We start from the raw sequence: 22,197 nt of genomic DNA, 5'->3' as shown, positions 1-22,197 counted from the left end.
AACAACATCTAAATGGGAGTGTCTTGTGGAAATTGCCTGTCTCGACCTGGAAGGGGTGCTGGTTCCGGAAATCTGGATCGCCTTCGCCGAAAAAACCGGTATTGAATCCCTGCGCGCCACTACCCGCGACATTCCCGACTACGACGTGCTGATGAAGCAACGCCTGCGCATCCTCGACGAGCATGGGCTCAAGCTTGCCGACATCCAGGAAGTAATCGCCACCCTTGAGCCGCTGGACGGCGCCATCGAGTTCGTCAACTGGCTGCGCGAGCGTTTCCAGGTGGTGATCCTGTCCGACACCTTCTACGAATTCTCCCAACCGCTGATGCGCCAGCTGGGTTTCCCTACCTTGCTGTGCCACCGCTTGATCACCGATGAAAACGACCGGGTGGTGAGTTACCAACTGCGTCAAAAGGACCCGAAGCGCCAATCCGTGCTGGCATTCAAGACCCTCTACTACCGCGTGATCGCCGCCGGCGATTCCTACAACGACACCACGATGCTGGGTGAAGCTGATCGTGGGATTCTGTTCCATGCGCCGCAGAACGTGATTCGCGAGTTCCCGCAATTTCCGGCGGTGCATACGTTTGAGGATTTGAAGAAAGAGTTCATCAAAGCGTCGAATCGGGCGTTGAGCCTGTAAGTTTTTCAGCGCTGCTGATGGCCCCTTCGCAGGCAAGCCAGCTCCCACATTTGGTTGGGTTCACACAGTTCAACCTGTGGTGGCTGGCTTGCCTGCGAGCAGCCGATCATAAGGAATACTCAAGCCCTCATGCAGGCGCTTGATCATCGCCAGGCTCAGCTTGCGCTTGTGGTTCAGCACTTCAGACACTCGCCCGCTCGTGCCGATGAAAGGCTCAAGGTCACGGGCGGTCATGCCTAGCTGCTCCATGCGAAATTTGATCGCTTCCACCGGGTCCGAGGGCGGCATGGGAAAGTGTTCCGCTTCGTATTTCTCAATAAGGACAGCGAGGATCTCCAGCTCGTCACCCTCCGGCGAGCCGATCTCGGCCCCCCATAGTTGCTCGACGCGTGCGAGCGCCGCCGCCAGGTCTTGCTGGGAATGAATGGGTTTTATGTTCATCACACGGTCTCCGCGTTGATCTGGTCGTAGTGCGCGTGGGTTCCCACGAAGCGTATGAACCCCAGCTGGCGCTGATAATCGATTGCCATGATCACTCGATACTTGTTGCCACCCACGTTGAACACAACCCTGCCGCCTTTGAGAATGCTGGCTGTTCTGAGCTCTGCTTTGAGTGCCTGTGGCGTCTGGTAAGTGGTCTTCTCCATATGACGGTACAACTCGACCAGGGGTGTTTTGGCATCGGTATAGGCGGGATGGCTTTCCCAGAATATTAGTAAGGCAGACAGAGCGATTATGCGCATCGCTGCAACCTCCCAATTTGGGAGATGGTAGGCGCGGCGGGGTGGATATGCAATCGCGGAAATAATTTCTGACGAGTAGGCAGTCGCTTCATGTGATCCTTCACAAACGGCGGGTGGACGTGGACGCTGGACGCTATCCTCCAGGCCACACGTCGTCCACGACTGTTCTGATGCAGGCTTTTTCGGCAGCTCGGCTCTGCGCCTGAGCCTCAGGCAGGGCCGGGCTACTACAAGCTTTCCAACGTTTGTAACAACACCCGCACTTTCGTCAGCGACTCCTGATACTCCGCCTCCCACTGCGAGTCCGCCACGATCCCGCCACCGCCCCAGCAGCACACCTGCCCATCCTTGACCAGCAAGCTGCGAATCGCGATGGAGCTGTCCATCTCGCCGCGCACATCCAGGTACACCAACGAGCCGCAGTACAACCCGCGCCGCGTGGGTTCAAGCTCATCGATGATCTGCATGGCGCGAATCTTCGGTGCGCCGGTGATGGAGCCACCGGGGAAGCTGCCGGCGATCAGGTCGAGGGCGTCCTTGTCGTCGGCCAAGGTGCCAGTGACGCTGCTCACCAAGTGATGCACGTTGGGGTAGCTTTCCAGGCTGAACAACTCCGGCACTTTCACCGAGCCGGTGCGGCAGGTGCGGCCCAGGTCGTTGCGCAGCAAGTCAACGATCATCAGGTTTTCGGCGCGATCCTTGGGGCTGGCCAGCAGCTCGGCGGCGTGGGCCGCGTCTTCTTCGGGCGTCAGGCCGCGCGGGCGGGTGCCTTTGATCGGGCGGGTTTCGACGTGGCGCTCGCTGATGTGCACGAAGCGCTCCGGCGACAGGCTCAGCACTGCGCCGTCGTCCGGCAGGCTCTGGAACCCGGAAAACGGGGTAGGGCACGCCTCACGCAAGGCGCAGTAAGCCGCCCACGGATCGCCGACGCACGGCGCGCGAAAGCGCTGGGCAAAGTTGACCTGGTAGCAGTCGCCGGCCTGGATGTACTCCTGAATGCGCACGATGGCCTGCCGGTAAGCGTCGGCGGTCAGGTCCGCAACCATGGGGCCGTGCAGTTTGAAGCTGGCCTGGGTGTCGACAACTTCAGCGTTGAACAGCGCAATCAGGCGTTGTCGTTCGCTGTCGATCAGCGAAGGGTGGAAGACCAACTGACTGCTCTGCACCCGGTGGTCGCTGATCAGCGCCCAGGCATACAGCCCAAAGCGCGCGTCCGGCAGGTGCAGGTCGTCCACCGCCAAGTGCGGCATCTGTTCCAGGTGGCGGCCGAAGTCGTAGCTCAGGTAGCCGATCAAACCCCCGGCAAACGGCAGTTCTAAACCTGCGGGCAATGCCGCCTCACCCAACTGCGTGAGGTTTTCGCGCAAGCGTTGCAGGAAATCACTGCCGTTTTCGTCAGGCCGTACCGTCAGCGTTTCCACTGGCCAGGCGCTGAGCAGGTCATAGCGCCCGCGTTCGGCAGCCGGGCGGCCGCTGTCGAGCAACACTGCGCCGGGGGCATGACGAATCGCCGCGAAGTAGTCGGCGGGGTTGGCCCGGTAGGGCAGCGGGTGTACAGAGCAGGTCGACATGCGGGGTGGATCAGCTGTTGGCTTGGGGGAGGCGATTGTAGTCCCCCGAAGGGTTTGGTCCTAGAGCGCGGTTTAAATGGGGCAGCGGGCTTGCTCGCGAAGGCGGCGTATCAGTCCCGGTTGTGTTGAATGGCACTCCGCTTTCGCGAGCAAGCCCGCTCCCACCGTTGAGTGGCGTCAGCCTTCAACGGCGGGAATATGCCCGAACATCTCCTGCACGAACTTAACCCGCTCTTCCGGCGTTTCGGTCACGCCCGCAGCTTTCAATTCTTCCAACCGCGCTTCCACCGCATGGGTGCGCAACGTCAGGCCGCAGTCGTTGGCAATCTGGATATTCAGCCCCGGCCGCGCGTTCAGCTCGAGGATCAGCGGGCCTTTCTCCTGGTCCAGCACCATGTCAACGCCGATGTAACCCAGCCCGCACAGCTCATAACAGCTGGCCGCCAACTTCATGAAACCGTCCCAGTTGGGCAGTTGCACGCCATCCACCGCGTTGGTGGTGTCGGGGTGTTTGGTGATGATGTTGTTCAGCCAGGTGCCGCGCAGCGTCAAACCCGTGGCCAGGTCGACACCCACGCCAATCGCGCCCTGGTGCAGGTTGGCCTTGCCGCCGGATTGGCGCGTCGGCAAGCGCAGCATGGCCATCACCGGGTAACCCATCAGCACAATAATGCGGATGTCCGGCACGCCTTCGTAGCTGATGCTCTTGAAGATCTGGTCAGGCACCACGCGGTATTCGATCAGCGCGCGGTCACGGTGGCCGCCCAGGGAATACAGGCCGGTGAGGATGCTGGAAATCTGGTGTTCGATTTCTTCATGGCTGATGATCTTGCCGGACACCGTGCGATAGCGCCCTTCAAAACGGTCGGCCACCACCAGGATGCCATCGCCGCCGGCGCCCTGGGCCGGCTTGATCACGAAGTCGCTGCGCCCACCGATGATCTCGTCGAGCTTGTCGATTTCCTTCTCGGTGGAAATGATCCCGTACATTTCCGGCACATGAATGCCAGCCGCCATCGCCCGCTCCTTGGTGATGATCTTGTCATCCACAATCGGGTACAGGCTGCGCTTGTTGTAATTGAGCACGTAGTCGGCGTTACGCCGGTTGATGCCCATGATGCCCCGCGCTTCCAGGGCCTTCCAGGTTTTCCAGAAGCCGAACATTACGAGTCAGCCTTGAGGAAGGCCTTGAAACGCACCAGTTCGGTCAGGCGGTAGCCGCGATAACGACCCATGGCCAGCATGAAACCCACCAGGATCAACAGGACTGCCGGGAAGGTGAACACAAAGTAGATCAGCTCCGGCACGCTCATGATGATGTGCGCCAGCGAGGCGGCGAACAGCGTACCAATCGCCACTTTCAGCGCATGGTTGGCGCCGCGTTCTTCCCAGGTGATCGACAGGCGTTCGATGGTCATGGTCAGAATCACCATCGGGAACAGCGCCACCGACAGCCCGCGCTCCAGGCCCAGCTTGTGGCTGAACAAACTGATGGCCGCAATCAGCACCACCACGAAGGTCAGCACCACCGACAGCCTCGGCAGCATCTGCAGCTTCAAGTGTTCCAGGTACGACCTGAGCGACAAGCCCAGCGCGGTAATAATGGTGAACAGCACGATGCCAAAGCCCAGTTGCGTCTCGCGAAACGCCAGGGCGATCAGCACCGGGGTGAAGGTGCCCAGCGTCTGCAGGCCGATCAGGTTGCGCAGGATCAGAATCACCAGCACGCCAATCGGGATCATCACCATGATCATGAAGGTCTGCTGGGTTTGCAGCGGCAGGCCGTACAGCGAGTATTCGAGGAAGTTGGCGTCGGTGTTCTCGTCGGTCAGCTTGGCCAGGCGAATCGCGTTCATTTCGCTGTTGTTCAGGCTGAAGGTCACCATGGCTTTCTTGCCGCCATCTACCGTGATCAGGTTTTCATCGCCGGTCCACCACAGCAGGCGGTCGGCGGGCAGGCCTTGCTCGCCGGTTTCCGGGTTGAAATACAGCCAGTCATTGCCATTGAAGCTGCGCAGCCACAGTTCCGGGGTTTGCGGCTGGTCGGCGACGAGGCGGATGGTGTGGACTTTTTCCACCGGCACATGGGCGATGGACAGCAATAACTCGACGATCTTGGCCTTGTGCGGCGTCGACGGGTCGCCCGCCAGCAGCAGCTTCACATTGTCGTCGTTGAGGTTGTTGGTACGCTTGATCGCTTCGGTAATAAAGGTTTCGACGTCGGCCGAATGCTGGCGGATCGGCGCCAGCAAGGCTTCGGCGGCGATTTTTTCCGGGCCTTCCACAGCAATGCTGTCGCGGAAGGTCGGACCTTTGACCTTGACCTTTTCGCCGCTGTAACGCTTGGTCAGCACCAGGCGGTAATACAGCGTCTGGTTGCCCTTGGCGCGGCGCGCCGACCAGGTGACCTTGCGGTTACCGTCGGTGCGGTTGACGCTCACGCCGTAGTTATTGGAGATGAAACTCTCGTTGAGGCTGACGAAGTCGCGGCTCAGGGGCGGCACGAACATCGAGATCTTCACCGGGTCTTTGGGGCTGGCGACAAACTCGACCTTGGCGTCGATGTTCCACAGGTCGTCGGTGGCGTCCTCGGTGACGGGAATCCCCAGCACGAAAATCTGGTAGGCGGTGACCGAAATACCCAGCACCACCAAAATGGTGATGAGGATTTTCAGGTGCAGGGTCAGAGAGCGCATTCGGTTTACTCGGCGGTAGGAGCGTCAGCGGCGCAGGCAGGTTTGCCCGCTGCGTATTTAAGACTGGGGTCGACCAGCGCATCAAAGCGTTTCAAGGCTTCGGAGCCGATCAGCAGCGGGTATTGGAATGCGCTGCGGTCAGTCAAGTTCACTTCGATGCTGCGTAAAGCAGTGCCCATGCAAATGTCCAGAGCGATGACTGGGCGGGCGGTGTAGTTCTTGTCCTCATCGGGGTCGTAGTCTCCGGCGCGGCGTTTGATTTTGCTGACGCGGGCCAGGGGGCGTTCGATGGGGTGGGAATGGGCGGTGTCGATGGCCAGGTAGAAACGTACCCAGGATTCACCGTTGCGTTTGAAGCGCTTGATGTCGCGGGCGCTCAACGAGGCGGTCTTGGCGCCGGTGTCGAGTTTGGCCGCCACTTCCAGGTCAATGCCCGCCAGTTTCGCGTATTCATTCAGGCCATACACGGTCTTCTCGGCGGCGCCGCCAAGGCTGGGTATGCACGCTAGGCAAAACATTAAAAGGAAGGGCTTGAGTCTCATAGATCCTGAGGCGCTGCAGTGCGATGTTTAATTCAAGGCGACTGGCATTGCTGCGCAATCTCGGGTGCGCCGTTTCATCAAGTGATGTCAGGCAAAAGCGGCGGGCATTCTAACATGATGCTTTTTTGGCGCCAGCGCTGGCAGGCGGCCATGCCCCTATTTAGCGCAGAAGGGGTTATTAGACGATTGTCGACAATGTTGATTTATTCTTTGACTATTTTGGCTTGAGTGGCTAGTTTTTGCGGCATTGCTTTTAAAGGTGTCGACAATATGCTGGATCAACTGGAAACCCCAGTGGTGGCGCAGGACGATTCCCAGACCATGTCCGAGAACGTCTTCCGGCGCATCCAGGCCGCCATCGTCAAAGGCGAAATCGCCCCCGGCAGCAAGATTTCCGAGCCGGAGCTGGCCCGCACCTACGGCATCAGCCGTGGCCCGCTGCGCGAAGCCATCCACCGCCTGGAAGGCCAGCGCCTGCTGGTGCGCGTGCCTCACGTTGGCGCGCGAGTGGTGTCCTTGAGCCATGCCGAGCTGATCGAACTCTATGAAATCCGCGAGTCCCTGGAGGGCATGGCCTGCCGCCTGGCCGCCGAGCGCATGACCGACGCGGAAATCGAAGAGCTGCGCCAGGTGCTTCATACCCATGAACGCGACGAAGCGTTCCAGGCCGGCCTGGGCTACTACCAGCAGGAAGGCGACTTCGATTTTCATTACCGGATAATTCAAGGCGCCGGCAATCGCACCCTGACCCAAATGCTCTGCGGCGAGCTGTACCAATTGGTGCGCATGTACCGCATCCAGTTCTCCGCCACGCCCAATCGTCCACGCCAGGCTTTTGCCGAGCACCACCGCATTCTTGACGCGATTGCCGATCGCGACGGTGAACTGGCCGAATTGTTGATGCGCCGGCATATCGGCGCCTCCAAACGCAACATTGCCCGTCACTTCCCCGACGGCACTTCCTGAAGAGGTGAGTCATGAGTTCTAACAATAAAAGTACACCCGGCCAGCGTTTCCGTGACGCGGTTGCCAGCGAACATCCGTTACAGGTCGTTGGCGCGATCAACGCCAACCACGCGCTGCTGGCCAAGCGCGCCGGTTTCAAGGCGATTTACCTGTCGGGCGGCGGCGTGGCGGCGGGTTCTCTGGGCGTGCCAGACCTGGGCATCACGGGCCTGGATGACGTGTTGACCGACGTGCGCCGCATCACCGACGTGTGCGACCTGCCGCTGCTGGTGGACGTGGACACCGGTTTTGGCTCCTCGGCCTTCAACGTGGCGCGCACGGTCAAGTCGATGATCAAGTTTGGCGCGGCCGCTATCCATATCGAAGACCAGGTCGGCGCCAAACGCTGCGGCCACCGCCCGAACAAAGAAATCGTGTCCCAGCAGGAAATGGTCGACCGTATCAAAGCCGCCGTGGATGCGCGCACCGATGACAGTTTCGTGATCATGGCGCGCACTGACGCCCTCGCCGTCGAAGGTTTGGAGTCGGCACTGGAACGCGCCGCCGCCTGCATCGAAGCCGGCGCTGACATGGTGTTTCCCGAAGCCATCACTGAGCTGGAGATGTACAAGCTCTTCGCCTCCCGCGTGAAGGCACCGATCCTGGCCAACATCACCGAATTCGGCGCGACGCCGCTGTACACCACCGAACAGTTGAAATCTGCCGATGTTTCCATCGTGCTGTACCCGCTCTCGGCCTTCCGCGCCATGAACAAGGCCGCCGAGAATGTCTACACCGCGATCCGTCGCGATGGCACTCAACAGAACGTGATCGACACCATGCAAACCCGCATGGAGCTCTACGATCGCATCGACTACCACACTTTCGAGCAGAAGCTCGACGCGCTGTTCGCCGCGAAAAAGTAAAGAACGCGCCTCCCTGAATAACTACAAAATTGGAGAACAACCATGGCTGAAGCAAAAGTATTGAGTGGGGCCGGCCTGCGTGGCCAGGTGGCCGGGCAGACCGCACTGTCCACCGTGGGCCAGGCCGGCGCCGGCTTGACCTATCGCGGCTACGACGTGCGTGAACTGGCCGCCGATGCGCAATTTGAAGAAGTCGCCTACCTGCTGCTGTACGGCGAATTGCCAACCCAAGCCGAACTGGCGGCCTACACCGCCAAACTCGGCAAGCTGCGCGACTTGCCGCAGGCACTTAAAGAAGTGCTGGAACGCATCCCCGCCGACGCCCACCCGATGGACGTGATGCGCACCGGCTGCTCGTTCCTGGGCAATATCGAGCCCGAAAAAGACTTCAGCGTGCAACGCGATGTCACCGACCGCCTGCTTGCCGCTTTCCCGGCGATCATGTGCTACTGGTATCGCTTCAGCCACGATGGCAAGAAGATTGACTGCGTGACCGACGAGCCGAGTATCGGCGGCCATTTCCTGCACCTGTTGCATGGCAAGAAGCCGAGCGAGTTGCACGAGAAGGTCATGAACGTGTCGCTGATCCTTTACGCCGAGCACGAATTCAACGCCTCGACCTTCACCGCCCGTGTGTGTGCCTCGACCCTGTCCGACCTGTATTCCTGCGTCACCGCCGCCATCGGTTCGCTGCGCGGCCCGCTGCACGGCGGCGCCAACGAAGCCGCGATGGAAATGATCGAGCGTTTCGGCTCGGCCGAAGAAGCCGTCGAAGGCACTCTCGGCATGCTGGCGCGCAAAGACAAGATCATGGGCTTTGGCCACGCGATCTACAAAGACAGCGACCCGCGTAATGAAGTGATCAAGGGCTGGTCGAAAAAGCTCGCTGACGAAGTGGGCGACAAGGTGCTGTTCCCGGTCTCCGAAGCCATCGACAAGACCATGTGGGAGCAGAAGAAACTGTTCCCCAACGCCGACTTCTACCATGCCTCGGCGTACCACTTCATGGGCATCCCGACCAAGCTGTTCACGCCGATTTTCGTGTGCTCACGCCTCACCGGCTGGGCCGCGCATGTGTTCGAGCAGCGCGCCAACAACCGCATCATCCGTCCAAGCGCCGAGTACATCGGCGTTGAGCAGCGCAAGTTCGTGCCAATCGAACGTCGCTGAGTGAGGAGACCGACGAGCCCGGGATGGGTATGAGGTCAAATGTGAGAGGGGGCTTGCCCCCGATAGCAGTCTGTCAGTTGATACAGCTGGCACTGAGCAACCGCCATCGGGGGCAAGCCCCCTCCCACATTTTGATCACATTCCAATTCTGGATCTGCGCAGGTCTTCTTTTGCAACTACCGTGACCGAGTCCTGACGATGAACACTGAATTTCGCAAACCGCTCCCTGGCAGCCGCCTAGATTTCTACGACGCCCGTGCGGCAGTCGATGCAATCGCCCCCGGCGCCTACGCCACTTTGCCGTACACCTCCCGCGTGCTCGCCGAGAACCTGGTGCGCCGTTGCGACCCGGCCACGCTCAATGCGTCCCTGAGCCAACTGATCGAACGCAAGCGCGACCTCGACTTCCCCTGGTTCCCGGCGCGTGTGGTGTGCCACGACATCCTCGGCCAGACCGCCCTGGTCGACCTTGCCGGCCTGCGCGACGCCATCGCCCTGCAAGGCGGTGACCCGGCCCAGGTCAACCCGGTGGTGCCGACCCAGCTGATCGTCGACCACTCCCTGGCGGTCGAAGCCGGTGGTTTTGACCCGGACGCGTTCGAGAAAAACCGCGCCATCGAAGACCGTCGCAACGAAGACCGGTTTCACTTTATCGAGTGGACCAAAAAGGCCTTCAAGAACGTCGACGTGATCCCGCCGGGCAACGGCATCATGCACCAGATCAACCTGGAGAAAATGTCTCCGGTGATTCAGGTGCGTGACGGCGTGGCGTTCCCGGATACCTGCGTCGGCACCGACAGCCACACCCCGCATGTGGACGCCCTGGGCGTGATCGCCATCGGCGTTGGCGGCCTGGAGGCCGAGAGTGTGATGCTCGGTCGCGCCTCGTGGATGCGCCTGCCGGAAATTATCGGCGTCGAACTCACCGGCAAGCTGCTGCCCGGCATCACTGCCACCGACATGGTGCTGGCGCTGACCGAATTCCTGCGTAAGCAGAAAGTGGTGGGGGCGTGGCTGGAATTCTTCGGCGAAGGCGCCTCCAAGCTGACCCTGGGCGACCGCGCGACCATCTCCAACATGGCCCCGGAATACGGTGCCACCGCGGCGATGTTCTACATCGACCCGCAGACCATCGCCTACCTGAAACTCACCGGCCGTGAAGACGAACAAGTCACCTTGGTCGAGCAGTACGCGCGTCACACCGGCCTGTGGGCGGATGACTTGAAAGGCGCGCAATACGAGCGCGGCCTGACCTTCGACCTGTCCAGCGTAGTGCGCAACATGGCCGGCCCGAGCAACCCGCACGCGCGCGTGGCCACCAGCGACCTGGCGTCCAAGGGCATCTCCGGCCAGTGGGACGAAGTGCCGGGGCAAATGCCTGATGGCGCGGTGATCATCGCCGCTATCACCAGTTGCACCAACACCAGTAACCCGCGCAACGTGATCGCCGCCGGCCTGCTGGCGCGTAATGCCAACAAGCTTGGGCTGACGCGCAAGCCGTGGGTCAAATCCTCGCTGGCGCCGGGTTCGAAAACCGTAGCGATGTACCTGGACGAAGCGGGCTTGACCCACGAGTTGGAGCAGCTGGGTTTTGGTGTGGTGGCGTTTGCCTGCACCACCTGCAATGGCATGTCCGGCGCACTCGACCCGGTGATCCAGCAGGAAATCATCGACCGCGACCTGTACGCCACTGCCGTGTTGTCGGGCAACCGCAACTTCGACGGGCGCATTCACCCCTACGCCAAGCAAGCGTTCCTGGCCTCGCCGCCGCTGGTGGTGGCTTACGCGATTGCCGGCACCATCCGTTTCGACATTGAAAAGGACGTGCTGGGTCTCGACGCCAACGGCAAGGAAATCCGCCTGCAGGACATCTGGCCCAGCGATGAAGAAATCGACGCGGTGGTCAAGGCTTCGGTCAAGCCGGAGCAGTTCCGCGCGGTCTACATCCCGATGTTTGCGATCCACGAAGACACCGGCCCCAAAGTGGCGCCGCTGTACGACTGGCGCCCGCAAAGCACCTACATCCGCCGCCCGCCGTATTGGGAAGGCGCGCTGGCCGGTGCACGCCCACTCAAGGGTATGCGGCCGCTGGCGGTGCTGCCGGACAACATCACCACCGACCACCTGTCGCCGTCCAACGCGATCATGCTCGACAGCGCCGCGGGCGAGTACCTGGCGAAAATGGGCTTGCCGGAAGTCGACTTCAACTCCTACGCGACTCACCGCGGCGACCACTTGACCGCGCAACGCGCGACCTTTGCCAACCCGAAACTGTTCAACGAAATGGTCCAGGAAAACGGCAAGGTCAAGCAGGGTTCGCTGGCGCGTATCGAGCCGGAAGGCCGGGTCACGCGGATGTGGGAAGCCATTGAAACCTACATGGAACGCAAGCAGCCGCTGATCATTATTGCCGGCGCCGACTACGGCCAGGGTTCGTCCCGCGACTGGGCCGCCAAGGGCGTGCGCCTGGCCGGTGTGGAGGCGATTGCCGCCGAAGGCTTTGAGCGTATCCACCGCACCAACCTGGTGGGCATGGGCGTGTTGCCGCTGGAGTTTCTGCCGGGCACCGACCGCCACACCCTGAACATCGACGGCAGCGAAACCTATGACGTGGTCGGCCAACGCACCCCGCGTGCGCAACTGACCCTGGTGATCAACCGCAAAAATGGCGAACGTGTCGAGGTGCCGGTGACGTGCCGCCTGGACACCGCCGAAGAAGTGTCGATCTACGAGGCGGGCGGCGTGTTGCAACGTTTTGCCCAGGACTTCCTGGAATCGGCGGCAACCGCCTGAGGGTTTAACCATGGCACACGCAGCGCAAATCAAGATTCCCGCCACCTACATGCGTGGCGGCACCAGCAAGGGCGTGTTTTTCAGCCTCAAGGACCTGCCCGAAGCGGCGAAGGTGCCGGGTGCCGCGCGCGACGCTTTGCTGTTGCGGGTGATCGGCAGCCCCGATCCCTACGACAAGCAAATCGACGGCATGGGCGGCGCCACTTCGAGCACCAGCAAAACCGTGATCCTCGCCAAAAGCACCCGTGCCGATCATGACGTGGACTACTTGTTTGGCCAGGTCTCCATCGACGAGCCTTTTGTCGATTGGAGCGGCAACTGCGGCAACCTGTCGGCAGCGGTGGGTTCGTTTGCCATCAGCGCCGGGCTGGTCGACCCCGCCCGCGTGCCGCGCAACGGCGTGGCCGTGGTGCGGGTCTGGCAGGCCAATATCGGCAAGACCATCATCGCCCATGTGCCGATCACCGACGGCGCGGTGCAGGAAACCGGCGACTTTGAGCTCGACGGCGTGACCTTCCCGGCCGCCGAAGTGCAGCTGGAGTTCATGGACCCGGCGGCGGAAGAGGAGGGCGGCGGTGGCTCGATGTTTCCCACCGGTAATCTGATCGACGACTTGGAGGTGCCCGGTGTCGGCACCTTCAAGGCGACGCTGATCAATGCGGGCATTCCGACGATTTTCATCAACGCTGAAGACCTCGGCTACACCGGCACCGAGCTGCAAGGCGCGATCAACAGCGACCCCAAAGCCCTGGCGATGTTTGAAACCGTGCGGGCCTATGGCGCATTGCGCATGGGCCTGATCAAGCATCTTGACGAAGCCGCCCAGCGTCAGCACACGCCCAAGGTCGCCTTTGTGGCCAAGCCTTTGGACTACGTGGCGTCCAGCGGCAAGGCCATCAAGGCCGGTGATGTGGATCTGCTGGTGCGCGCCTTGTCGATGGGCAAGTTGCACCACGCCATGATGGGCACGGCGGCGGTGGCGATTGGCACGGCGGCGGCGATTTCCGGCACCTTGGTCAACCTCGCAGCCGGTGGTGTCGAGCGTAATGCGGTGCGCTTCGGGCATCCGTCCGGCACCTTGCGTGTGGGCGCGGAGGCGACCCAGGTGAACGGCGAATGGGTCGTTAAGAAAGCCATCATGAGCCGCAGCGCGCGGGTATTGATGGAAGGTTTCGTACGCGTGCCCGGCGACGCCTTTTAATAGCCAGCACCGAACCCATGTGGGAGCGGGCTTGCCCGCGAATGCGGTGGACCAGTCACCTTATGTGCCACTGACAGACCGCCATCGCGGGCAAGCCCGCTCCCACAGGGAATGGTGCTATCCGCACGACCAAGGTGGGCAATCAGACCTGCCAACACATGATCAACCCTGACCCTGAGGATGGAACAACCCCCTAACTGCTTGGAGAACTGCCATGAGCGCCAACGTCGACCAGAACAACCGCCCCGACTACGACCAGGTCCTGCAGGACATCGCCGATTATGTCCTCGATTACCGCATCGACTCCCAGGCCGCACTGGACACCGCCCGCAACTGCCTGATGGACACCCTCGGCTGTGGCCTGCTGGCCCTGCGTTTTCCCGAGTGCACCAAGCACCTGGGGCCACTCGTGGAGGGCACCGTCGTGCCGTTCGGGGCGCGCGTGCCGGGCACTTCGTTGCGTCTGGACCCGGTCAAAGCCGCCTGGGACATCGGCTGCATCGTGCGTTGGCTCGACTACAACGACACCTGGCTCGCCGCCGAATGGGGCCACCCTTCGGATAACCTCGGCGGCATCCTCGCCGTGGCCGACCACCTTTCGCAAAAGCGCGTGGCCAATGGCGACGCACCGCTGACCGTGCGCGCGGTGCTGGAAGCGATGATCATGGCCCACGAAATCCAGGGCGTGATCGCCCTGGAAAACTCCTTCAACCGTGTCGGCCTCGATCACGTGCTGCTGGTGAAAGTCGCCTCCACGGCGGTCTCCGCCAAGCTGATGGGCGCCAACCGCGAGCAGTTGCTTGCAGCGTTGTCCCATGCATTTGTCGACGGCCAGGCACTGCGCACTTACCGCCATGCACCCAATGCGGGCTCGCGCAAATCCTGGGCGGCTGGCGATGCGTCGAGCCGTGGCGTGCGCCTGGCCGATATCGCCTTGCGCGGCGAGATGGGCATTCCCGGTGTGTTGAGTGCGCCGCAGTGGGGGTTCTATGACGTGCTGTTCAGTCACACCAACAACGACCTGGCGCTTAAGCCTGAGGACAAGCGCGCGTTCCGCCTGTCGCAGCCCTACGGCACTTATGTGATGGAAAACGTCCTGTTCAAGATCAGCTTCCCGGCCGAATTCCATGCGCAAACCGCCTGCGAAGCCGCAGTGGCCTTGCACCCGCAGGTCAAAGCGCGCCTGCATGAAATCGAGCGCATCGTGATCACCACCCATGAGTCGGCGATTCGCATCATCTCCAAGGTCGGCCCGTTGGCCAACGCCGCCGACCGCGACCACTGCCTGCAATACATGACCGCGGTGCCGCTGGCCTTCGGCAATCTGGTGGCCGAGCAGTACGAGGACGCGTTTCACGCGGCCCACCCGATCATCGATGAGCTGCGCCAGAAGATGGTGATCATCGAAGAGCCACGCTACAGCCGCGAATACCTGGAGGCCGACAAGCGCTCCATCGCCAACGCGGTGCAAGTGTTTTTCAAGGATGGTTCCAGGACCGAGCAGGTGGCGGTGGAATACCCGATCGGCCATCGTCGGCGTCGGGTGGATGGCATTCCATTGCTGGAGGACAAGTTCAAGGCCAACCTGGCGACCCGGTTTACCGCGCAGCGCAGTGCCGAGATTTTTGCCCTGTGCAAGGATCAGGCGAAGCTTGAGGCCACGCCAGTGAATCGGTTTGTGGACCTGTTTGTGATCTGAACACCACCACAACACTCACTGTGTAAACCCAATCACTGTGGGAGCTGGCTTGCCTGCGATGCAGGCAATTCGGTCTTTCAGATACACCGAGGTGATGCTATCGCAGGCAAGCCAGCTCCCACATTTGCCCTGTGTGCTCAATAAAAAGTGTTCGGCTTACATACTGCCTTCCACATCATCCAGGCTGAAGGTCTCGGTATGGTCGTCATAGGAGAAAATCTCCGCATACCGCCCCCACGCCACCACGCTTTCCAGGGTTTTTTGCACAAAGGCTTCGGTCATTGAGTCCTCCAGTTCCTGCTCGAAGCGCACCCGTGGCGCCCGATGCCCGCTGCGCTCAAGCAATACCTGATGAATGCGCGCGGCCAATGGCACGTGCCGGATCAAATGCTCGGCGAACAGGGTTTTGCGTTCCTGGGTGCCGTAGTCGGCGAACAGTTTGCCGGCGTCGGTGAGGGTGATGTCGGCGCCCTTGAGTTCGGCGAAACCCAAATGCTCGAGCATCTCGGCCACCGGGAATAAATCGTCCACTTCCAGCAGGCGGCGCTCGGCTACCGTGGGCAAGCCTGCGTGGCCGTTGTAAGGCTCGGCGGCCAGGGTTTCGATCAGGCCGGCCATCAGGTTGGTCGACACTTCCGGCAGCAGGCTGCCCATTTTCAGCTCGGGGATGCCTTTGGCATCGGCGCTGCGCCGGTCGGTCATCAAGGCATAAATGTCGTCGACCATTTGCCGAAAGGTCGGGTCCAGGCGGTTGCGCGGGTGCGCAAATGGCACCTTGATTTCGGCGACCACCCGGCCCGGGTTGGACGACAACACCAGGATGCGGTCGCACATCAGCACCGCTTCTTCGATGTTGTGGGTCACGATCAGGATCGATTTGATCGGCAGTTGCTTGCCGCTCCACAAGTCCAGCAAGTCGGTGCGCAGGGTTTCGGCGGTGAGCACGTCGAGGGCCGAGAACGGTTCGTCCATCAGCAGCAGCGTCGGGTTGACCACCAGGCCACGGGCAAAGCCCACGCGCTGGCGCATGCCGCCGGACAACTCGCGCGGGTAGGCGTTTTCAAACCCGTCCAGGCCGATCAGGTCGATGGCGGCCAGGGCGCGGCGGCGGCTTTCCTTGCGCTCGACTTGCAAGGCTTGCAGGCCGGCTTCCACGTTTTCCAGCACGGTCAGCCAGGGGAACAGCGCAAAGGTCTGGAACACCATGGCCACACCTTCGGCCGGGCCGTTGAGCGGGGCGCCGTTGTAGCGCACTTCGCCCGACGACGGCTGAATCAGCCCGGCGATGATGCGCAGCAAGGTGGACTTGCCCGAGCCGGAGCGGCCGAGCATGCCGACGATCTCGCCTTCGTGCAGGCTCAAGTCCACGCCGCTGAGCACTTGCAGCTCGTCTTTGCCCTTGCCGAAAACCCGGTTGACGTTTTTCAGCGAGTAGATTTGCGGGGTATCAGCAGCGTGTTCGGTATTGGTATTCATCACAGCGAATCCCGTCAATTCAAGCGAAGTTTGTTTTCAGCCAGGGCGTACATCGGCCGCCAGACTGCGCGGTTGAAGGCCACCACAAAGATCGACATCACCACCACGCCCAAGGCGATTTTCGGGAAGTCGCCGGCGGCGGTGGTCTGTGCAATGTAGGCGCCCAGCCCGTGGGCGACCACGTTGTCCTGGCCCCAGGACACGTACTCGGAAACGATACTGGCGTTCCACGCGCCGCCCGAAGCGGTAATGGCGCCGGTAACGTAATAGGGGAAGATCCCCGGCAGCATCACCTTGCGCCACCACAACCAGCCGCGGATGCGGAAGTTGGCGGCAGCTTCCTTGAAGTCGTTGGGAAACGCGCTGGCCCCGGCGATCACGTTAAACAGGATGTACCACTGGGTGCCCAGTACGATCAGCGGGCTCAGCCAGATGTCCGGGTTGAGCTTGTAGTGCAGGATCACGATGACGAATACCGGGAACAGCAGGTTCGCCGGGAAGGCGGCAAGGAACTGCGCCAGGGGCTGGATTTTCTCCGCAAGGCGGGGGCGCAGGCCGATCATCACGCCCAGGGGCACCCAGATGAGTGATGCGATCAGGATCAGCCCGGTTACCCGCAGCAGCGTGATCAGGCCCAGCAGGAACACATGGCCGACCTCGGCAAAGGTCACTTCGGTGCCGACGTACTGCACGATGTGATACAGCGCATACGCGGCCAGCAGCGCTATGAGTGTGCCCCACACCCAATCGATCACTTTTGAGGCCTTCGGTGTTTCTGCCGGCAACGCCTTGAGCGCACTGCCCGCGAGGCTGAAACGCTTGTTACCGATACGGCTGATGGCACGGGTGATCGGGCGCAGGATGCGCTGAACCACGCGCGTGCGCTGGATCAGGTTCAACAGCCAGGATTGCGGCGCGGCGCCCTGAGAGGCCGTGGTCTCCATGCGGAACTTGTCGGCCCAGGCCACCAGCGGACGGAACAGGAACTGGTCATACATCAGGATGACCACAATCATCGCCAGGATCACGTAACCCACGGCGTGCAGGTCTTTCTGGGCAATGGCCAGGGCCAGGTAAGAACCCACGCCCGGCAGGGTGATGGTCTTGTCGCCGACGGTAATGGCTTCGGAGGCGACCACAAAAAACCAGCCGCCGGACATGCTCATCATCATGTTCCACACCAGCCCGGGCATGGCGAAGGGCACGTCGAGCTTCCAGAACTTCTGCCAGCCGGAAAGCCGCAGGTTGGTCGACACTTCGACCAGGTCGTGGGGCAGCATGCGCAGCGACTGGTAGAAGCTGAACGTCATGTTCCAGGCCTGGCTGGTGAAGATCGCAAAGATCGCCGCGAACTCGGCGCCCAGCACACGCCCGGGAAACAGCAACAGGAAAAACGTCACGGTAAAAGAGATATAGCCGAGCACCGGCACCGATTGCAGGATGTCGAGCACCGGCACCAGCAGCTTCTCGGCACGCCGGCTTTTGGCGGCCAGGGTGCCGTACAACAGGGTGAAGACCAGCGCGGCGACCATCGCTGCGAGCATGCGCAGGGTGGTGCGCATGGCGTATTCCGGCAGGTTGGCCGGGTCCAGAGAGATGACTTCACTTTGCAACGTGGCGATTGGTGCCCAGGTTTCCCGCGCCGTAATGGAGAAAAACAATAAAAAGCCGATCACCAGAGGCAAGGCGACCAAATCCCAGCGATTGGGTAGCAAGCGCAGCGTGGACGCCGGTAAATAGTGACGAAACACTCTGTTCATAGGCAGTCAGTCCTGCAGCGTTCAGGGGCGTGATGGGAGTGAGCTTAGCTGCTGCACGAATGACCCACCGAGAAGGGCGGGCGCTGTTTTCGTGAGTCAGGGGCAACGAGGCGTTGCAGGCGGGATTGTACGTTTCTGAATGTTACAAGCACATAAATTTGCTGTCAGTTTCCTGTACGAACTGCGGCTTATGTGTTGGTGCGCCGGGCGTCCGCCCCTGACACAAGCGCAAGGCACCGCTGTTTTTGCCTGAGATACAAATAGCCACTTACCCGCCCTACGGTTCCGGAACCCTCTTTCAGAGAAACGCCAATCAGGTAACCAGACGGCGTGCGAACGCAGGCCTTCAAATCGGCAATCACGACTTCACTACCTGAATCTGGGAAGGTCCCTATGACTAGCGTAAATACTCGGCCAGCACCCTACACGGTTGGCTATGAACAGCCTCAAAAGCCGTCGCCCATCAGCTACCAGGACAGCGCCCGCGCTTCCGAACGAGCCAGTACCCAGCCCGATTCCGCGCCGCTGCGTCCCGCGATGACGCCCGAGCAGCGCGGCCAGTTCTCAAGCCACAGCGCGATCGTGAACGCGCCACCGTCACAGGGCTCGGAGGCGACGGACTCGCTGGCAGAACTGACGCAAAAAAATATGGCGCTTCGTGCCAAGTTCCAGGGGTTTGCCGCTGAGGTTGGGCCACAGATCCAGAGCCTCCAACAGCAAGTTGTCGACCTGACCCAGCAACTCAATACGCCACGTGAAGCCACTCAACCCTCCTCGAATCAGCCTGAGGCTACGCCGCAGAACCGTTCTGCAGGTGAGCAGCACACTGCGCCGTCGCAGGCTTCGCCGGTTACACCGAATCCATCGGGGACTGAGCCGGGCCAGGCTCAAAGTCTTGAAGCGTTGAACCGTGAGAGCCAAGCGTTTCGCCAGGAAGTGTTAGCGTTTTTCGGGGAGCTCAAGACGGTGATTCAGCAACTGCAAGAGCAAATCCAGGGCTTGGCTCAACGCATTGACGCGATTGGCACGCCTCAGAACGCGGTGCCTTCTGAGCCGGAAAATTCTGCTCCTGGTCCGTCACCCGACGCAGCGGCCCCCGCGAATGACCCAACGTCGGCCCCGAGCGATGAGCCAGAAGCGACTGCTGCGCGTGGCGTTGAAGCACTCATGAGTGAAAACGCACAGCTGCAGGCCGGGCTTGATCAAATGGAAGCACAGTTCAAGGCGGTGATTGCGCAGCTTCAAGCGCAGATCGAGACCTTGAGCAAGAAAATCAGCGAGCAAAAGCAATAAGGGCTGCACCGCGTCGGCCTTGTATGGGGGCACCCCATACGGGCCGCGTCAGGGTTGACCTATCCCTCGAACCGCAGGATCACCCGGCGGTTGTGCTTGCTCTTCTTTTCGATTTTCTCGCAGAACACCCGGCCGATTTCCTCGGTGTTGATAACATGGGTGCCACCGCATGGCTGGATATCGATGCCGGCGATTTCAATTACCCTCACCGAACCCTGGATCACCGGCGGCGCTACTGCCTGGGTACGGGTGATCTGCAGCAGGGTTGAGTACTCCGAGGCGGGCATCGACAGGGTTTTCACCACGTGGGCCTGCTCGATCAGGGCGTTGAGGTCGCGGGTGATGCTGTCTTTATCGAGGGTCATTTCCGGCAAGTCGAAATCCAGCCGGCCTTTGTCTGCGCTGATGCTGCAACCGGTGACGGGGGCATCAATGATCGAGCACAGCAAATGCAGGCAGGTGTGCATCTTCATATGCTGGTAGCGGCGTTCCCAGTCCAGACCCGCGTCCACCTGCACCCCGACAGTCAACTGCGGCGGGCACTCTTGGACTTGGTGCCAGATGATCGAACGCAGCACCGGGTCGCGTACGGTGCCGATCACCTCGACCCGCGTGCCATCGGCCAGTGTCAGGTGCCCGGTGTCGCCCGGCTGGCCGCCGCCGGTGGGGTAGAACAGCGTGTGCTCCAGGGCAATGCCGTGTTCGCTGACCGCAATTACCCGCGCGCTGAAGGCATTCTGGTAGGGCGCGCTGTCGAACAGCGCCAGGGTTTCCATGGTGTGCACAGACATGTTCAACCTCCGACAATCAGTGGGCTGGCTTGCAACAGGTGACGCACCATCGCACTCAAGCCAGGGGGGGAGAGCAGGGTGATTTCAAATTCCGGCCCGCAGATTTTCAGGTTCAGCGGCAAGCGTGGCAGTTGCTCGCCGACATCGAGGCGGCGCAGGCGAAACTGCAGGTGATGACGCTCTTTCACCGTGGGCTCCAGCATCAGCCCCTGCAACGGGTGAAAGTCGGCGTCGAGCACCGTGACCTTGTGGCTGGCATTCACTTCGCCGACCACGTGCAAACGCTCGTCCAGGGCGAAAGCTCCGAGGTAGTTGCTGTGGTCTGACTCATCGTTTTTCTGCAGTTGAACCTGATTGACCACCTTGACCTTGGTACCGGCAGGCACGTCCTGGGTGATGACACACGAAGGGCTGATAAACACGTTGTCGCCGATCAGCACATACCCCAACACGCGGGCGCCGGCGCCGACCTCGACGTTGTTGCCCAGGCGCGGGTGGCGTTTGCCATCCGGGTTGTTGGCGATCCCGCGGGCGCCCAGTGTCACGCCACAGAGGATGTAGCAGTCGTTGCCGATCTCGCAGGTTTCGCCGATCACTGTGCCGTAACCGTGGTCCAGCACGAAGCGCCGGCCTATGCGCGCAGCGGGATGGATCTCGGCTCCAGAGAGGATTTTGCCCTGGTTGCTGAGCTTCAGAGCCATGCGCGAAAACTCGCCATTGGTTTGATCGGGGAAATGCCATACCAGGTGCGCAAGGCGGTAAAACAGCACGGCCTTGAACGAGGCATAGGATTCCAGAATCAACTCGCCGCGCCCGCGTGACGCCGGGTCGCGATAGGCATAGGCGATCAGGTCCTCGGCCACCGCCTGGGCGGCGTTCTGGATCAGCGGCGCCAGGTGCGGTTCCAGCTGCTTGATCTGCGCAGGCGTCAGGGTCTTGATGAGGTGGGTGAGCAACTCATCGTGCAGCTGTTGCATGTCGATAAAGCCCCCCATGGAGGCACCCCCGCGTTCTGGATGGTTGGGAAACCGGTTATTCGAAACTGGGCAGGTAGCTGTCAGCATTGTCGTAGACCATGGTCAACACCACCGTTTCGGGCGGCAGTTCGGGGGCGAGTTGGGCGATGGCGACCATGTTGGCGGCCGAGGACAAGCCCAGGCTGATGGCGTCGGTGCGCATGATGCGTTTGATCATGTCGATGCATGCCTGGTGCGACACCTTGAGCATGCCGTCGATCACTTCCAGGTTGAGAATGCTTGGGATCAAGCCAATCGACAGGCCCTGGATATGGTGCGGCGCGTGCTGGTTTTTCAGCAGGTCGCATTCCTCCGGTTCCACGCCCATCACCCGCAGTGCAGGCCAGGCGGCCTTGAGCGTTTCGCCGATGCCCGTGAGGTGGCCGCCGGTGCCGATGCCGCTGACGAAATAATCCACGCGCCGTTCACCGAACGCGCGGAGGATTTCCGGTGCGGTGGTGTCGCGGTGGGTCTGCGGATTGGCGCCGTTACGCTGCTGGTTGAGCATCACGTAGCTGGGGTTTTCGAGCTGCAGTTCCATGCATTTTTCGCCGTGGGAATTGTTCCCCAGGCGGCTGTCCGACAGCACCACCTTGGCACCATACAGGCGCAGCAGTTTCTGCTTTTCGGGGCTGTAGTTGTCCGGGATCACCAGCACCACTTTGTAACCCAACACGTTGCCGGCTATCACCAGTCCAATGCCGGTGTTGCCGCCGCTGGGCTCGATGATGGTCTGCCCGGAATCACGCATCAGCACGCCGCGGCGCTCGGCGTCGAGGATCATGCCCAGCGCGATGCGTGCCTTGTGGCTGCCACCTGGGTTGAGGGATTCCAGCTTGGCGTAGACCTCGATGCCAAGGTCTTCGGAAAACTGCGCCAGACGCACGATCGGTGTGTGGCCGATCACGTCAAGAATGGAGTTATGCAACATC

19 protein-coding genes are annotated in these 22,197 nt (G+C 61.3%); 8 read left to right on the top strand and 11 right to left on the bottom strand.

Going from position 1 to position 22,197, the window contains the following annotated elements; genetic code table 11:
* The first annotated feature begins 25 nt into the window (after positions 1-25).
* Positions 26-643: a bifunctional phosphoserine phosphatase/homoserine phosphotransferase ThrH gene (thrH, locus tag ABWL43_RS21805; RefSeq protein ID WP_145159167.1), complete on the top strand. Its 618-nt coding sequence runs from the start codon at positions 26-28 to the stop codon at positions 641-643.
* 69 nt (positions 644-712) lie between these two features.
* Here the strand turns inward: thrH and ABWL43_RS21800 are convergent, their stop codons facing one another.
* The 6 genes from ABWL43_RS21800 to ABWL43_RS21775 form a co-directional block, all read right to left on the bottom strand.
* Positions 713-1,084: a type II toxin-antitoxin system HigA family antitoxin gene (locus tag ABWL43_RS21800; protein ID WP_404488473.1), complete on the bottom strand. Its 372-nt coding sequence runs from the start codon at positions 1,082-1,084 to the stop codon at positions 713-715.
* Positions 1,084-1,386 (bottom strand): type II toxin-antitoxin system HigB family toxin, encoded by a 303-nt coding sequence (locus ABWL43_RS21795; RefSeq protein ID WP_404484298.1) that lies wholly within the window; start codon positions 1,384-1,386, stop codon positions 1,084-1,086. Before ABWL43_RS21795 ends, ABWL43_RS21800 begins: the two co-directional genes overlap by 1 nt.
* A gap of 227 nt (positions 1,387-1,613) precedes the next feature.
* Positions 1,614-2,957, bottom strand: coding sequence for an aminodeoxychorismate synthase component I (gene pabB / locus ABWL43_RS21790; protein ID WP_404484296.1), 1,344 nt, complete (start codon positions 2,955-2,957; stop codon positions 1,614-1,616).
* 177 nt (positions 2,958-3,134) lie between these two features.
* Entirely contained in the window at positions 3,135-4,121 is a 987-nt protein-coding gene (locus tag ABWL43_RS21785) for an alpha-L-glutamate ligase-like protein (RefSeq protein WP_404484293.1), read from the bottom strand.
* Entirely contained in the window at positions 4,121-5,653 is a 1,533-nt protein-coding gene (locus ABWL43_RS21780; RefSeq protein ID WP_106576285.1) for an inactive transglutaminase family protein, read from the bottom strand. The genes ABWL43_RS21785 and ABWL43_RS21780 overlap by 1 nt, the downstream gene beginning before the upstream one ends.
* Positions 5,654-5,658: 5 nt before the next feature.
* Complete coding sequence (locus ABWL43_RS21775) at positions 5,659-6,195, bottom strand: ATP-dependent zinc protease (RefSeq protein ID WP_119742081.1); 537 nt, start codon at positions 6,193-6,195, stop codon at positions 5,659-5,661.
* A 270-nt stretch (positions 6,196-6,465) separates the two neighbouring features.
* Here ABWL43_RS21775 and ABWL43_RS21770 point away from each other — a divergent pair, with 270 nt between their 5' ends.
* From ABWL43_RS21770 to prpD, 6 genes are all read left to right on the top strand, one after another.
* Positions 6,466-7,161 carry a GntR family transcriptional regulator gene (locus tag ABWL43_RS21770; protein WP_119742083.1) on the top strand — a complete coding sequence of 232 codons (696 nt, stop codon included), beginning with the start codon at positions 6,466-6,468 and terminating at the stop codon, positions 7,159-7,161.
* 11 nt (positions 7,162-7,172) lie between these two features.
* The gene (gene prpB, locus ABWL43_RS21765; RefSeq protein ID WP_025854214.1) at positions 7,173-8,066 is read left to right on the top strand and encodes a methylisocitrate lyase; all 894 of its coding nucleotides are present in this window, start codon (positions 7,173-7,175) and stop codon (positions 8,064-8,066) included.
* A 42-nt stretch (positions 8,067-8,108) separates the two neighbouring features.
* Positions 8,109-9,236, top strand: coding sequence for a 2-methylcitrate synthase (prpC, locus tag ABWL43_RS21760; RefSeq protein WP_242195929.1), 1,128 nt, complete (start codon positions 8,109-8,111; stop codon positions 9,234-9,236).
* A 198-nt stretch (positions 9,237-9,434) separates the two neighbouring features.
* Positions 9,435-12,029 carry a Fe/S-dependent 2-methylisocitrate dehydratase AcnD gene (acnD, locus tag ABWL43_RS21755; RefSeq protein ID WP_404484289.1) on the top strand — a complete coding sequence of 865 codons (2,595 nt, stop codon included), beginning with the start codon at positions 9,435-9,437 and terminating at the stop codon, positions 12,027-12,029.
* A 10-nt stretch (positions 12,030-12,039) separates the two neighbouring features.
* Positions 12,040-13,230 carry a 2-methylaconitate cis-trans isomerase PrpF gene (gene prpF / locus ABWL43_RS21750; RefSeq protein ID WP_404484287.1) on the top strand — a complete coding sequence of 397 codons (1,191 nt, stop codon included), beginning with the start codon at positions 12,040-12,042 and terminating at the stop codon, positions 13,228-13,230.
* A gap of 214 nt (positions 13,231-13,444) precedes the next feature.
* Entirely contained in the window at positions 13,445-14,929 is a 1,485-nt protein-coding gene (gene prpD / locus ABWL43_RS21745) for a 2-methylcitrate dehydratase (RefSeq protein ID WP_404484284.1), read from the top strand.
* Positions 14,930-15,085: 156 nt separating this feature from the next.
* Here prpD and ABWL43_RS21740 read toward each other — a convergent pair whose 3' ends face one another.
* Both ABWL43_RS21740 and ABWL43_RS21735 read right to left on the bottom strand, forming a co-directional pair.
* A complete protein-coding gene (locus ABWL43_RS21740; protein ID WP_145159151.1) occupies positions 15,086-16,405 on the bottom strand; it encodes an AAA-associated domain-containing protein in 1,320 nt (439 codons plus the stop codon).
* A 14-nt stretch (positions 16,406-16,419) separates the two neighbouring features.
* Positions 16,420-18,165: an ABC transporter permease subunit gene (locus tag ABWL43_RS21735; protein WP_145159149.1), complete on the bottom strand. Its 1,746-nt coding sequence runs from the start codon at positions 18,163-18,165 to the stop codon at positions 16,420-16,422.
* 330 nt (positions 18,166-18,495) lie between these two features.
* Here ABWL43_RS21735 and ABWL43_RS21730 point away from each other — a divergent pair, with 330 nt between their 5' ends.
* Positions 18,496-19,458, top strand: a complete 963-nt coding sequence (locus ABWL43_RS21730; RefSeq protein ID WP_242195913.1) for a hypothetical protein — start codon at positions 18,496-18,498, stop codon at positions 19,456-19,458.
* 59 nt (positions 19,459-19,517) lie between these two features.
* Here the strand turns inward: ABWL43_RS21730 and ABWL43_RS21725 are convergent, their stop codons facing one another.
* The 3 genes from ABWL43_RS21725 to ABWL43_RS21715 are packed head-to-tail and all read right to left on the bottom strand — an operon-like array spanning position 19,518 to position 22,196.
* On the bottom strand, positions 19,518-20,249 hold the full coding sequence (locus tag ABWL43_RS21725; protein WP_404484279.1) for an alanyl-tRNA editing protein: 732 nt from the start codon (positions 20,247-20,249) through the stop codon (positions 19,518-19,520).
* Positions 20,250-20,251: 2 nt separating this feature from the next.
* On the bottom strand, positions 20,252-21,244 hold the full coding sequence (locus ABWL43_RS21720) for a serine O-acetyltransferase (protein WP_106576296.1): 993 nt from the start codon (positions 21,242-21,244) through the stop codon (positions 20,252-20,254).
* 37 nt (positions 21,245-21,281) lie between these two features.
* A complete protein-coding gene (locus ABWL43_RS21715; RefSeq protein WP_404484275.1) occupies positions 21,282-22,196 on the bottom strand; it encodes a PLP-dependent cysteine synthase family protein in 915 nt (304 codons plus the stop codon).
* Between the last annotated feature and the right edge of the window lies 1 nt (position 22,197).

The organism is Pseudomonas sp. HT11, assembly GCF_044875395.1.
Taxonomy (GTDB): domain Bacteria; phylum Pseudomonadota; class Gammaproteobacteria; order Pseudomonadales; family Pseudomonadaceae; genus Aquipseudomonas.
The sequence above is the reverse complement of the archived record's forward strand: the minus strand, read 5'-3'. Positions and strand labels throughout refer to the sequence as shown.

Excerpts from the sequence above, each read along its gene's own strand:
- ABWL43_RS21800 (WP_404488473.1), bottom strand. The coding sequence starts at position 1,084 with ATGAACATAAAACCCATTCATTCCCAGCAAGACCTGGCGGCGGCGCTC.
- ABWL43_RS21795 (WP_404484298.1), bottom strand. The coding sequence starts at position 1,386 with ATGCGCATAATCGCTCTGTCTGCCTTACTAATATTCTGGGAAAGCCAT.
- pabB (WP_404484296.1), bottom strand. The coding sequence starts at position 2,957 with ATGTCGACCTGCTCTGTACACCCGCTGCCCTACCGGGCCAACCCCGCC.
- ABWL43_RS21785 (WP_404484293.1), bottom strand. The coding sequence starts at position 4,121 with ATGTTCGGCTTCTGGAAAACCTGGAAGGCCCTGGAAGCGCGGGGCATC.
- ABWL43_RS21780 (WP_106576285.1), bottom strand. The coding sequence starts at position 5,653 with ATGCGCTCTCTGACCCTGCACCTGAAAATCCTCATCACCATTTTGGTG.
- ABWL43_RS21775 (WP_119742081.1), bottom strand. The coding sequence starts at position 6,195 with ATGAGACTCAAGCCCTTCCTTTTAATGTTTTGCCTAGCGTGCATACCC.
- ABWL43_RS21770 (WP_119742083.1), top strand. The coding sequence starts at position 6,466 with ATGCTGGATCAACTGGAAACCCCAGTGGTGGCGCAGGACGATTCCCAG.
- prpB (WP_025854214.1), top strand. The coding sequence starts at position 7,173 with ATGAGTTCTAACAATAAAAGTACACCCGGCCAGCGTTTCCGTGACGCG.
- prpC (WP_242195929.1), top strand. The coding sequence starts at position 8,109 with ATGGCTGAAGCAAAAGTATTGAGTGGGGCCGGCCTGCGTGGCCAGGTG.
- acnD (WP_404484289.1), top strand. The coding sequence starts at position 9,435 with ATGAACACTGAATTTCGCAAACCGCTCCCTGGCAGCCGCCTAGATTTC.
- prpF (WP_404484287.1), top strand. The coding sequence starts at position 12,040 with ATGGCACACGCAGCGCAAATCAAGATTCCCGCCACCTACATGCGTGGC.
- prpD (WP_404484284.1), top strand. The coding sequence starts at position 13,445 with ATGAGCGCCAACGTCGACCAGAACAACCGCCCCGACTACGACCAGGTC.
- ABWL43_RS21740 (WP_145159151.1), bottom strand. The coding sequence starts at position 16,405 with ATGAATACCAATACCGAACACGCTGCTGATACCCCGCAAATCTACTCG.
- ABWL43_RS21735 (WP_145159149.1), bottom strand. The coding sequence starts at position 18,165 with ATGAACAGAGTGTTTCGTCACTATTTACCGGCGTCCACGCTGCGCTTG.
- ABWL43_RS21725 (WP_404484279.1), bottom strand. The coding sequence starts at position 20,249 with ATGTCTGTGCACACCATGGAAACCCTGGCGCTGTTCGACAGCGCGCCC.
- ABWL43_RS21720 (WP_106576296.1), bottom strand. The coding sequence starts at position 21,244 with ATGGGGGGCTTTATCGACATGCAACAGCTGCACGATGAGTTGCTCACC.
- ABWL43_RS21715 (WP_404484275.1), bottom strand. The coding sequence starts at position 22,196 with ATGTTGCATAACTCCATTCTTGACGTGATCGGCCACACACCGATCGTG.